General features: G+C 33.8%; 10 protein-coding genes and 3 pseudogenes. 1 reads left to right on the top strand and 12 read right to left on the bottom strand.

Annotation, left to right across the window (positions count from 1 at the left end; all coding sequences use genetic code 11):
- Both TA89_RS02595 and pdxS read right to left on the bottom strand, forming a co-directional pair.
- Positions 1–255 (bottom strand): annotated as a pseudogene (locus TA89_RS02595) (pyridoxal 5'-phosphate synthase glutaminase subunit PdxT); the annotation flags it as partial.
- A 17-nt stretch (positions 256–272) separates the two neighbouring features.
- Entirely contained in the window at positions 273–1,151 is an 879-nt protein-coding gene (gene pdxS, locus TA89_RS02590; RefSeq protein ID WP_040210590.1) for a pyridoxal 5'-phosphate synthase lyase subunit PdxS, read from the bottom strand.
- A 126-nt stretch (positions 1,152–1,277) separates the two neighbouring features.
- On the opposite strand from pdxS, the gene pdxR reads away from it, so the two are divergent.
- Positions 1,278–2,648, top strand: coding sequence for a MocR-like pyridoxine biosynthesis transcription factor PdxR (gene pdxR, locus TA89_RS02585; protein ID WP_052447280.1), 1,371 nt, complete (start codon positions 1,278–1,280; stop codon positions 2,646–2,648).
- A 37-nt stretch (positions 2,649–2,685) separates the two neighbouring features.
- On the opposite strand, the gene TA89_RS02580 is transcribed toward pdxR, so the two are convergent.
- The 10 genes and pseudogenes from TA89_RS02580 to TA89_RS17900 form a co-directional block, all read right to left on the bottom strand.
- A complete protein-coding gene (locus TA89_RS02580; protein ID WP_040210588.1) occupies positions 2,686–2,985 on the bottom strand; it encodes a hypothetical protein in 300 nt (99 codons plus the stop codon).
- 96 nt (positions 2,986–3,081) lie between these two features.
- Positions 3,082–3,495, bottom strand: coding sequence for a YwiB family protein (locus TA89_RS02575; RefSeq protein ID WP_040210586.1), 414 nt, complete (start codon positions 3,493–3,495; stop codon positions 3,082–3,084).
- 13 nt (positions 3,496–3,508) lie between these two features.
- A pseudogene (locus tag TA89_RS02570) lies at positions 3,509–4,496 on the bottom strand (tRNA 4-thiouridine(8) synthase ThiI).
- Between the two features lie 206 nt (positions 4,497–4,702).
- Positions 4,703–5,524, bottom strand: a complete 822-nt coding sequence (spoIIR, locus tag TA89_RS02565) for a stage II sporulation protein R (RefSeq protein ID WP_082023822.1) — start codon at positions 5,522–5,524, stop codon at positions 4,703–4,705.
- 65 nt (positions 5,525–5,589) lie between these two features.
- Positions 5,590–6,432 (bottom strand): 4-(cytidine 5'-diphospho)-2-C-methyl-D-erythritol kinase, encoded by an 843-nt coding sequence (gene ispE / locus TA89_RS02560; RefSeq protein WP_040210584.1) that lies wholly within the window; start codon positions 6,430–6,432, stop codon positions 5,590–5,592.
- 157 nt (positions 6,433–6,589) lie between these two features.
- Positions 6,590–9,205 carry a cyanophycin synthetase gene (gene cphA / locus TA89_RS02555; RefSeq protein WP_040210581.1) on the bottom strand — a complete coding sequence of 872 codons (2,616 nt, stop codon included), beginning with the start codon at positions 9,203–9,205 and terminating at the stop codon, positions 6,590–6,592.
- A pseudogene (locus TA89_RS02550) lies at positions 9,202–10,020 on the bottom strand (cyanophycinase). The gene cphA and the pseudogene TA89_RS02550 overlap by 4 nt, the downstream one beginning before the upstream one ends.
- A gap of 261 nt (positions 10,021–10,281) precedes the next feature.
- Positions 10,282–11,844 carry a DUF3794 and LysM peptidoglycan-binding domain-containing protein gene (locus TA89_RS02545; RefSeq protein ID WP_040210579.1) on the bottom strand — a complete coding sequence of 521 codons (1,563 nt, stop codon included), beginning with the start codon at positions 11,842–11,844 and terminating at the stop codon, positions 10,282–10,284.
- A 365-nt stretch (positions 11,845–12,209) separates the two neighbouring features.
- On the bottom strand, positions 12,210–12,449 hold the full coding sequence (locus TA89_RS02540; RefSeq protein ID WP_040210578.1) for a Veg family protein: 240 nt from the start codon (positions 12,447–12,449) through the stop codon (positions 12,210–12,212).
- 401 nt (positions 12,450–12,850) lie between these two features.
- Positions 12,851–12,975: sporulation peptidase YabG (locus tag TA89_RS17900; RefSeq protein WP_278246191.1), on the bottom strand; the 125-nt coding region annotated here is incomplete at its 5' end.

Raw genomic sequence — 12,975 nt, 5'->3', positions numbered from 1 at the left:
CAGAAGCAGCAGCCCTGCACAGGTTCCATAAACCGGTAGACCCTTCATTATCCTTTCTCTGAGCTCATCAAACATACCAAGCTCCTTGAGGAGCTTTCCCTGTACAGTACTTTCGCCTCCAGGGAGTATAAGTCCATCCATGGGAAGGGTCAAATCACCATGCTGCCGTATTTCAAAGCAGGGCACATCTAATTTTTTCAACATATTAATGTGTTCAGCAAAAGCTCCCTGAAGTGCTAAAACACCAATATTTATATCTCTTTTCATAGAAATTATCTGCCTCTTTCCGCCATAAGCAGGGATATCTCATCTTCATTTATACCTACCATAGCCTCTCCTAAGTCTTCAGAAATCTCAGCAAGAACATAGGGATCCATATAGTTAGTAACAGCTTTAACGATTGCCGCAGCTCTTTTTTCAGGATTTCCTGATTTAAAAATTCCGCTGCCTACGAATACTCCTTCAGCACCAAGGTGCATCATTAAAGCAGCATCTGCAGGGGTGGCAACTCCTCCTGCCGCAAAATTAACCACTGGCAGTTTTCCATTTTCATGAACATACTCAGCTAGATTATATGGTACCTGAAGCTCCTTTGCAGCTTCATAAAGTTCATCCTTTCTCATAGATACAAGACCTCTTATTTCACTGTTTAAACTTCTCATATGTCTAACAGCTTGTACTACGTCTCCTGTTCCAGGCTCTCCTTTGGTTCTTATCATTGAAGCGCCCTCATTTATACGTCTCAGCGCTTCGCCTAAATTTCTTGCACCACAGACAAAAGGGACTCTGAATTCTGCTTTGTTGATATGATATACATCATCCGCAGGACTCAGAACTTCGCTTTCATCTATATAATCAATTTCTATAGCCTCTAAAATTCTAGCCTCCATAATATGACCTATACGGCATTTTGCCATAACAGGGATACTTACAGCGGATTGTATCTCCTTGATCATTTTAGGATCGCTCATCCTAGCTACTCCACCTGCAGCACGAATATCTGCAGGTATCCGCTCTAAAGCCATAACCGCACAAGCTCCTGCAGCCTCAGCAATCTTTGCCTGCTCAGGGGTAGTTACATCCATTATCACTCCGCCCTTAAGCATTTGAGCAAGATTTCTGTTTAATTGCATCTGTTCTTCATATCTCATATAAACTCTCTCCTATTAGTTAATTCCAGTTAACTGTGATATTATTATAATTAATAACTGTACATATTAAAATATACAGTTTATATTATTTTTATAAGGACAGTTTGAAAGTTATAGGAGGATATTATGCTTTACGATTTTTTACAGTTAGATTATCACTTAGCTGTTCCGCTTTATAAACAGCTTTATGAATCAGTTAAAAGTGCTATACAAAATGGTCAGCTAAAAAAGAACACCAGGCTTCTATCCATACGCAAGGCTGCTTCAGAACTCAACGTCAGCCGTACCACAGTTGAAACAGCCTATAATCAGCTCTGTATAGAAGGCTATATAGAAAACAAGCCTCAAAAAGGCTATTATGTCCGTGAGCTTTCTTACTTTATCAATAAAGAAAGAAAAGAAAAATCCATTCAAAAGGAAGATAATATAATATATGACTTTGGAAGCAGCAGGATAGATTCATCTGCCGCTGATATCACCCTTTGGAAGAAGCATCTTAGGGGAGTACTTAATCGGCAGAAGGAAATAACATCCTACGGAGAACCACAGGGAGAATATGCTTTAAGAGAAGCATTATCGGAATACAGCTATATTTCAAGGGGAGTTCATTCAAACCCTGATAATATAGTTATAGGGGCAGGAATTCAACCTCTTTTCACCCTTCTCTGCGGGCTTTTAGATAAGTGCTGTATTGCCATTGAAAGCCCTGGATTTAAGCAAGCAGAACAGATATTTAATGACTTTGGTTTTCCAATATGTCATCTCCCCGGAGATGCTGATGGCATACTTCCTAAAGAGCTCGAGGAAAGTAATGCAGATATACTGCTGGACCTTCCTTCTAACAGACCAAAAAGTAACGCCTCCACCTTAACAGGAAGAAGAGATCAACTGCTTAAATGGTTGAAAAGTAAACCTGGAGCCTTTATATTAGAAGACGATTATAACGGAGAGCTTAGGTATAGAGCTCGACCTCTACCAGCTCTTCAAGGGATGAACAGAGAAAGGATAATTTATCTTGGAAGCTTTTCAAAACTCCTTCTACCTTCGGTGAGAATATCATACATGGTTTTACCGGAAGTTTTATTAAAGGAATATAAGCAGCGTTCACAATTTTATAATCAGACAGCAAGCAAGATTGAACAGCTTGCCCTTGCAGAATATATACTTCAGGGACATCTTGAAAAACATCTGAGAAGATTAAGAAAACTATATTACACAAAAAGTCAGATGTTATATTCAGCTCTAGAAAACAATCTAAAGGGGATAATGGACATTACCCTCTTGGAAACTTCACTGTCAATCATACTTACACTTAAGTCTGATGCTACTTCTAAAGAGCTTTGCATAAGTGCAGCTAAAGCTGGAATTTTAGTTTCTCCCACTTCTCCCTTAGGTGGTCATACCAGAGTGGTTTTAAGCTTTGCAGGGATTTCTAAAAATGAAATTGCCCCAGGCATCGAAGCCTTAAATAAAGCCTGGAAAGATTATTTATATTAAAAAAGGCGGAACTTTTATATAGGTTCCGCCTCGCTTTTTAAATTATCTCTTTGATTTTTTCTTCTATTTTAAAGTATCTCTCTCTAAATTCTTTATTTACAAAGAATTTTTCCTCTGCTTTTCTAAAACTTGAATTAACAGTGTTCTTACTTTTTAGTTTTAATATTTTTAATATTAATTCTTTATCTGTACAACTATACTTTTTTAGTATTAAAAACAAAAGATATCTGCTGTCTTTATCTTTTAATATAGAATACAGCTCCCCTTTTGTAATACCGTTATAGGTGCATATAAATTCAATTATTTGATTATACAGCTTTTCATTAATAATAAGCATAGGAACCTCCAAAAATATATTATATACAAATTATTGTCAGTATTATTTTTTTTAGACAATAATTTAATTAAATATTATACAAGGTTCCTTATATCTTTAAGCTTTTATTTTGATTGTAAGCAGCGTTGTTTGAGGTTTTTGTCCACCAATGCTTAAATTATAATTTACAAAAACTTCTCCGCCCTCTTCATTTACATTAACCTTTAAATCCTTTGTATGGATCTTAAGCTCAAGCATACCGTATGGCGTATTGTAGAGGCTTAAAGAATCATTGTTTTTCTGGAACTCCATTTTAGTGGTAGTGGTTCCTTCCCTTTCAAGCATAAATTTATCTTCAGTTATTAATAATTTAGTTTTAGTTCCCTCCATACCGGATATTTCAGTTTCATCATAGGACACTCGAAATCCATGTGTATCCTTATAGAAATCTCCAGGAGTGATAACCTCTATTATATCATCCTTATCTATTTCCTGATTGCTGGATATAGATATAATCGCTTTCTTTTTCATCATAACATCCCTTCTAATTGTTTATTGAATAACTATTTAAAAGCTCATCCTTTATAGGTTCAACTTCAATTGTTTCCTTTAAAGGAGAACCGTAATTACCATATTTAACTTTAACAAGCTTTTCATTCTTACCTTTAGAATATCGCGCAGCTATCCCTGCTGCAATTTTTATAATTTCATCATTTATATAACCATCAACCACAACCATTGCACCGCTGTAAGATGCTGGAAAGAATATGATATTCTCTTTATCAATCAGCTTCTTTATATTAGCTGCATCTTCCTGAGTCCTGGCTGCAATTATTTTAGCATTATCATTAATCCTAAACTGCCTTCCATACCAAAGGAGGTTTATATCTTCAGAAGCAATGATTTCTTTATGGTTAACTAGGTCTCTTAATCTTTGAGAAAAATTAGGTTCTGTAAGCTTGCATCCTCCTGCTGGAGATGGATAATCCACTATATTCCATTGCTTAGCAAGCTCCATTTGTACGCTTCTATTTCTTCCTGAAATATCCATAAGCTTTTCTCTATCTACAAGTCCAGACTTCTCCATAATAGTTGGTTCAAGATTTTTAGCACATAAAGGCCTTAAAAATCTTTTCAGAAAAACCGGATTCCTTTTTAACAAGTTCTAAAGAATTCTTGTTCTGAGACATTGGTCTTTGGTTTAGAACTTCACCTGTAATAATAAAATCCGCCTTTAATTCATCCAAAAGATTACCGCAGTATTTCATCATCATTGCATGGCAGTCTATACATGGATTCATATTTTTACCATGTCCATGCTTTGGATTTTTAACCATTTCAAAATGATTCTCAGAAAAATCTATAACTTTAAGAGGAATATCTATTTGTTTGCACATTCTCACTGCATTCTGTTCTCCAAAAAAGTAAGACTTAAAACAAACCCCTATTACCTCAATCCCTTGTTCTTTCACCAGTTTAGCAGCTAAAATACTGTCTAATCCTCCTGATATCATCGCGATAGCTTTCGTCATTATCTTTCTCCACCTTACTTAATCTATTAGTCCCCAGGTTTTAGTTTAGTTATTTTCATACAGTTAATCAAGTAAAATTTTAAATTTACTAATTAATTTACAAATCAAATAATGAATAAAGCCTCTCCACCCTTAAATGAGAAGCTTTATTCATTATTACCTGAGCTTTATTATTTTAGTTTAACACTTAAATCCCAAAATAAAAGTTAATTAAATAGACTCTGAAAAACTTCCATTAGTTTAAATTTAAAAATAATATTATTATCACCTGAATTATCCTGGGATAAAGCTTTTTCACTATCGTTCCCCTTCTGATTTGGAAGGGTGTTTTCTGTATTCTTTTTTTGCGTCTTTAATTTATTTTTTCCGGATTTATCCGATATATTTTTATTGCTTTTTGATGTATCATTAATTTTATCTTTTTTTTCACTATTGTTTTTAGCCTTAGCAGCTAAATCTTCTTCCTGAATAGCTTGAAATTCATCTTCGGACAGATATCTTTTCATTTCCTCTTCTGTTTCCTGCTCCTTCACAGCACCTTTTGTTATATCAATAAAACATATAGGCGGAAACATTACACACCACCAATTCTGCCCTCTTCCTTCTCCTATAATTATTTTATAAGCTTCATATTCTCCCTGAGGGAAAACTATACTTCCATATCTTTTCACAGGAAAGTTTTCTCTGGATAAAGAGGTTTGTACACTATAATTGAAGCCTCTCTCCTTAATAACCTTTAAAGCTATATTTTTTATTTTTTCGTCATTTTCCTGTAAAAGCTTCCTGCTTTCCTGAAGGTTTTTTGATTCCTTCATAATAGGCATTATAGAGGCTATGACCTCATCCTTTACTTTTTGCTTAAGCTCTTGATCAGAATTACTGTCGCTGTTTGCAAGCACGTGAAATCTTATAACCTTCTCGCTAAGAGATTGTACAGTTTCTTCTTTACTATGTTTTAAAGGGATATCTGAACATCCACTTAAAAGTAAAGCTAATATACTTAATGATGATACAAATTTTTTTAACACATAATCAACCCCCTGATATCAGTAATTATTACCAAATTTCAGAGAGTTATTCACTATTAATTAATTTATACAGTTCGGGTTATAAAAACCTCATTATAATCCTGCTTCATTTTTTCAAAGCACTTCTGTGCCTGCTGCATATCCTTAAAGAAACCAAAAATCGTAGGCCCGCTTCCACTCATAAGGGATCCTAAAGCATTTAAGTCCATCATTTCTTCTTTAATCTTCCTAAGTTTTTGATGCTTTCTTAAAGTAACATTTTCAAGAACATTCTTCATTTCTAGAGCTGTACCTTTTAAATCATCTTTTTCCATGAGCTTAATAATATCATCCACTTTTGGATGCTTATATATCTTACTCATATCCAAACCTTTATACACCTCTTTGGTAGACACTCCAAAGTTTGGTTTCACCAGAACTACTATATGGTTTTTAAAAGGTTTTAATGGAGTTATAACTTCACCAATATTTTCACATAAAGCTGTACCTCCTGTAATACAATAAGGAACATCAGCTCCAAGTCTTAATCCTAAATCTCTAAGCTCCTTATCCGAGGCATTTACCTCAAAGAGTTTGTTCATTATATTAAGCACCGCAGCAGCATCTGTACTTCCTCCCGCAAGACCAGCTGATACCGGTATATTTTTTTCAATATTGATTTTAACTCCTTCAGTTATAGAATAATTATCTAAAAAAAGAGCTGCGGCTTTATAGGCAAGATTTCTGCTGTCTAAAGGTACATATTTTTTATTACAGCTTAATACTATATCCCCTTCAGCCTTTTCTACGGTTATCTCATCATACAAATCTATCTGCTGCATTATCATCTTTAATAAGTGGTAGCCATCATCCCTTTTACCAACCACATCAAGAGCTATATTAATTTTTGCATAAGCCTTAGCTATCATCCTGCTACTCCCCTTAAATTAAAAGTATTATCATATTTCATTATCAATAACATTTCAGTTAATGTAAAGAACTTTTATTTTAATTAATATAAAATATAAATAAAGCACCACCTGCAATTTTATCAAATTGAAAGCAGTGCTTACAGTTAATATAATATTAAATAATATTTTCTTTATCCTCACAATTCTTTTTGGATTTTATAAAATTATCTACCCTGTCATAGTCTTCAAAGAAAATTATTATTAAATCTCCAGGAAGAGCTTTTGCCATTGCTTTATCCAAAGCATCTATTTCATCAAGTATAATCTCATATTTATTGCTTTTACCAGGATTTTCTATTATGCCTTCCTCCAGCAAACTAGCTATTTCTCCTGTTTTTCTTCCTCTTTTATCTTCATCCTCTTTGATATAAATATAATCTAAATATTTACTGCTTATTTTGGCAATTTCACATACATTTTCATTTAGTCTATCCCCCGGTACTCCAATCACCCCAATCAGTCTGTTATGAGGTATATTTTCTGCTGCAGAAAGTACAGCTTTGTATCCCTCTATGTTATGTCCATAGTCTAAAATAACAGTGTATCCATTAAAATTATGGATATTAAACCTTCCAGGATTATCTTCTTCATCTCCTCTGAAGCTTATAAGCCCCTTTTTAATCATACAGTAATCTACTTCAATGCCTATTAAAGCTCCGCAGGCGGCCATGGTATTTTCTATGTTATACTTTAATTTACCCTTTAAAGTTATGGGGATTTCATCAATTCCGCAAAGGCTATATATTTTTCCTTCTCTTTCCACTGTAATTTTATCTTCTTTAAGGTAAATACCATATCCGCCTTTCTGCAGATTATCCAATATAAAAGGATTTTCTCTGGATTTCCCAAAAAGAATTAAGCTGCATTTTACTCTGTTAATCACCTTCATACTCCAATAGTCATCAGCATTTAAAACAGCGAATCCCTGTTCTTTAACAGCTTCAACCACTAAAGACTTTACAAAAGCAAGCTCCTCCATGGTATTTATACCATCTATACCTAAATGATCTGTGGTGATATTGGTTATTACACCTACATCAGCTTTCCCGTAAGCAAGTCCGTTTCTTATTATTCCTCCCCGGGCTGTTTCTAATACCGCAGCTTCTACATCCCGATTCATAAGAACCGCTCTTGCACTTTCTAAACCTGTGGTATCACCTTTATCTATACATTGTTTTCCTATATAAATTCCTCCTGTAGTTGTCATTCCTACAGTATAGCCCATTTGAGATAAGGTATGATAAATCATTCTGGTAGTGGTAGTTTTTCCGTTAGTTCCTGTTACTGATATTAAAGGAATGCTCTCATATGCGTTTTTATATAACATATCCACTATTTTCCCAGCTACATCTCTCTTTTCACCAAAGGATGGATAATGGTGCATCCTTATTCCAGGAGCAGCATTAACTTCTATAATTACACCTTCCTGCTCACTTAAAGGTATGCTTATATCTTCACAGCATATATCTATTCCACATATATCTAAACCTATTGTTTTAGCTGCTCTTACACAAAATTCAATATTTTCATCACATATCTCCTCTGTGCAGTCCACTGCTATTCCTCCGGTGGATAAATTTGCATTATCCCTTAAAAATACTTTTTCACCTTCAGATACTACTGTATTTAAATTATAATCAAGCTTATTTATACAAGCAATCAAAGCATCATCTATCTTAATTTTTGTAAGAGGTTTTTCATGATCCTCTCCTCTTAATTTATCTAAATTAACTATATCTATTAGTTCCTTTACAGTATTTCTGCCATTTCCAATTATGAAAGGAGGTATTCTCTGCGAAACCGCGGAAACCTTGTAATCTATCATACATACTCTATAATCATTTCCCACACAGTGCTTTTCAATTATTATATCCTTGCAGCTTTCCTTAAGAAAGGAATATTTTTCAACAAGAGTTTCCTGATCTTTAATATTTACTATGACGCCATTGCCTTTGCTGCCGTATTGGGGTTTTAATACCACCGGATATCCAATATCTTCAGCTGATTGAATCAGCTCAATGGTATTGTTCACCTTATTACCTCTAGATACCGGAAGGCACTGTTCTTGAAGAAGCCTTTTAGTAAAAAGCTTATCGCAGGAAATATCAGCTCCGATACAGGAGGTAAAAGGTGAGATTGCAGCTTCTATCACCCTTCCGTTCTTCCCATAACCCAATTGGTAAAATCCATTTTCTCCTAAGGATAATACAGGAATGCCTCTTTTTTCTGCTGCACAGCATATAGCTTCAGTACTTGGTCCTACAGCCTCTTCTTTAAGTACCGTCTTTATATGTTCTAGCCTATCCTGAAAATTTACAGGATTACTGCTTATCAATGAATTAATTAAGTCCACTGCTAAGTTAGCTATAGATACAGCGGTTTTTTTGTAGCAGTATTGAAATATAATATAATATAAATCATCCTTTATTTCTCTTGCTTTTCCATAACTTACATCCATATTTAACCGATTGTGTATAGCTATTATAGTATGTTCACAGATATGAGCTAAATAAGTTCCCTCTTCAAGCCTTATTACAAATCCACCTTCTTCATAAATACCACATCTATGCTCCTTTAATTCCGGAAGAATATTTATAAGATTATAATTAAAGTTAGGAATATCCTTGCTTGGAATATCCTTATATCCTTCTAAATCCAGGATAAATTTAGCACACTTCTTATGAGAATAAATATTGATTCCCTCATAAAGTCTGTAGTCTAGGATTTTCATTGAGTCTTTTCCTCCTCCATAGGTGCTCTCTTATTAAGGTCAAAAGCGTTACCTTTAATGAGTATGTGCATTTTCACATTAAATATTGATAGTATTTCATCCTGATACTGCTCTGAAACGTTGGTGTGAGTAATATCTGTACCATCTATTATGTATACTGCTCCAGAGCCAATAACTTTTAAAATTGATTTTTCATTTACTACAATTGCAGTATCCTCATCGATGCCTATTCCAAGTATTTCAGGATTTTGAGCAATTCCCGCAAGTATTCTTCCAATCCGTCCTCTTTGTGCAAAATGCTGGTCTATGATTACATTTTTTATAAAGCCCAGCCCTGGTGACATTTTAAGAGTACATTTTCTGGGAGATTCTTCATCTTCTCCCGAAACTATCATAGTTTCGCATACTACAGAAGCTCCTGCAGAGGTTCCTACATATACGCATCCTTTTTCATAACTTTCTCACATGGCATATCCTACCGGTGTTCCGCCAATCAAGCTTGTAATTCTAAGCTGATCCCCTCCAGTAAAAAATATTAAAGCAGCATCTTCTGTCTTATTTGAATTTTCTTCAAGAAAAGCCTGATTCCTGTTGCTTATATCTAAAGTCTTTATGTTACGAACACCTAAGGATTTAAATATCCTTTTATACCTTTCACCAGCTTCCATCGGTGACTCTGTGGCTAAGGTTGCAATAACAAGATTGTCATTTTCTTTATTAATAGAAGAACAAACCTCTTTTAATATTTCTTTTCCTCCTTTTTTATCTTCTGCTCCGCCTATAATTATCAAACTTCTCTTTATTTCGTCAGTCAAAATATCACTCCCCAGCATAGCATTTTTTATTTTATCCACAGTTATTTTAATTATTCATTCCACATTTTTAAACTTCTCTTATTTTATCCAATAATCTTAAATATTAAAGATTATTTTTAAATTTTACTAAAATATAAAATATCCATAAGGAATATATTTGAAGATATACTATGTCAAAGTAGCTTATAACAAACTTAAAAAAACAAAAAATAAGTGCAGCATCCTTTAAATATGGCGCTGCACTTAAATCTATAATATTAATTACATAATCGCTCTTCCCGGTATGAGAAGCTTATCTCCCGCTTTAATTTCTGCAGTAGGCTCAATCCCGTTTACACTTATGAGCTCTTCCTGGGTTATATAATATTTTTTAGCTACATTCCAAATGTTATCCCCTGGCTGAACCACATATATGGTTATACTGCTTTTTTTCATTGGAAAATCTTCGCTGTATTTTATATCTGTTAAAAAATCTCTGGAGGTCTTATAGAAGGCTCTGCAGTTTGTGTTTATAACAGCCTTTAAAGCTATGGTATTAGCTTCAATATCGCCATCCAGACTCTCAATATTAGATTTAATTCTGGCTATCATATCGATCTTCAAACCGGGTATCTCCACAGCAGTGTTAAAAGGAATCTCCCCTGAAACTAAAGCAATGTTCGAATTCTCCTCAGAACTCCTATAAATCACGTCTGCTTTGATTATACCTTCAATTAAAACCTTGTTCTCAATAATCTTTTTATCGATTATAAACACTTTTCCGCTTACGCTGATTATCTGAGATGGCACTGAGTCTTGAGCATCCAAATATAAATTGTCCTTTACTATAGTTTCTGTAGTATTTTGTCCAAGCATCATGATTAATTCATGTTTTTGTTTATCAAGATCCATGGACAGCTTAGGACAGTAAGCATCCTCTATAATATCCATATTTTCTTTAGAAACAACTTTAAATCTTACTATAACAGGAATTTCAATGTCTAGAATTCTTCTTTCACCTGTATCGTCTTCTCTTATTCCATATTCAGGAGTGAGGATTAAAAACTCTCCTAAAGCTGTCATATTAGGAAGAGCGCTTTCCATATCGAACTCCTCACTTATATATATGTCATCTTCAAGGATATTAACCTCAGATCCCTCTGGCGCCTTATAGAAAACATCAATCTTGCAAAAAGCACTGCACTGAACTTTTCCTTCCAAAACTTTAATTTCTTTCTTATGGAGCATTGGAAGTATTCTTAGCACCTTCCCAATCTCAGGCTTCTCACCGGAAAGCTGAAGACTTGACTTAGCTGTCATATCTCCTTTAAGGCTTCCTACAACCTTATCTAAAAAAGAATGCTGTTTTTTCATCTGTACATTTTCTGTAGAATCAATATCCTTTACCATATCAATCTTTTTATTTTCATACAAGCTGCATTTGATATTGAATATTCCATCTACTGATATTTTTCTTTCATTAATGATATTAGCATTAATATGTTCTACTTCGCATTCCGCTTCACATATCATTCTATGTTCTGCTCCTCCAATGTCAATTTGGCTGTTAAACTTATCATTGTATGAAATACTGTTAACCGCTAATCTTTCCTCTTCCTTCGCAAAATAAAGCACATTATATTCTACCTGACCTTCTACATATACTTTATCCTGCATAACCTCAGTATTAATTATATAAGGCCTGGCATCAATCATTAGTATTTTTATTACATCCGGATGAGTATCAGGTATTAAATATTCCCCTCTCACCATGGTATCAGTGTAATTTTCATTTAGCAGCTGTTCAAATTCTATAGATTCTCCGATGAGATTTATGTCTGACATGCTATCCCTCCCATAAAATACCTACTATAATTTATATAATAATTAAGGGTAAAATATGACTTAATTTATTTTTTAAAATTATATATATTAAATTATATATATTAAATTATAAAAAGAATTCCCATAGCATATATGTAATCGTTTTACCATTTTCAACAAAAAAATGTAAAATAATTTTAATTTTACTGTTGACAAACATCAGTTATTGTCGTAATATAGATTATGGTTATTGACCATATAACCTCTCATAAATTCTCAATACCCTTTTATACCATAGTTGAAAGATGGATACCCACCATCTTTCTTTTTTATATTTTTCAAAAACAAAACCGCATCTAATTAGATGCGGTTTTGTTATCAGCCTATTAAAAATTTCCAAAAGATATTTGAACTGTCTTTGTTAGCACATCTGAATAACTGTAAGTGACGGTCCTTTGGGTGTCATTATCTAATCTAATAACAAAAATGCTGGGGTATACACTTTCTAATACGCCTTCATTGACGTATACCTTTCGTCTTCCTCCATTAGCCTTTAAAGTAACTTTTTCGCCTATATGCCTCTCAATATCTTTTTTTATGGCGGATAAGGTTCTTACTTTTTCCATGCTAAACACCCTCTTTCTTCAATTTACATTATACACTGAACCGGTAAAAATGTCAAATTAACTAATCATTTTATCACTTAGACCTTAACTTTGTCAATGTTAATTTTCTGTTAACATTGTTAACATTGATACAAAAACTAGTATTTACCTTTTGAGAGTAAGATATACATGGGTGAGGCAGAGGACAAAGGCCAGAAGTGAGATGTGGGAAGTCAGAGGTCGGAACTCAGTGATTAAGTGTCGGAGGCGATAGTGGAAATATTTATTTCGTTTATACATTATTTAGGATGTAACTTTATGATTATTATTAAATTGCAAAAAATAAAAACTCCCTTAGGAGCTTTCATTAACCGGAGTAAGTTTCCTCAAAGTTTTCATGTTAATTTTTATTCTTAACTGTCCTAAACATATGGTGATTTAGGATACCCTTCCCTGTACTTCCCTCTGGTCTGGAGACCGCCTATGCCTTTAATCCCTGTGATGGTGTTTTCTAATACTTCCGTTATATCAACTACTTTATCTATAT

The sequence above is a fragment of the Clostridium polynesiense genome (assembly GCF_000820705.1).
Taxonomy (GTDB): Bacteria; Bacillota; Clostridia; order Clostridiales; family Clostridiaceae; genus Clostridium_AA; species Clostridium_AA polynesiense.
This window is presented reverse-complemented; position numbering and strand designations above follow the sequence as displayed.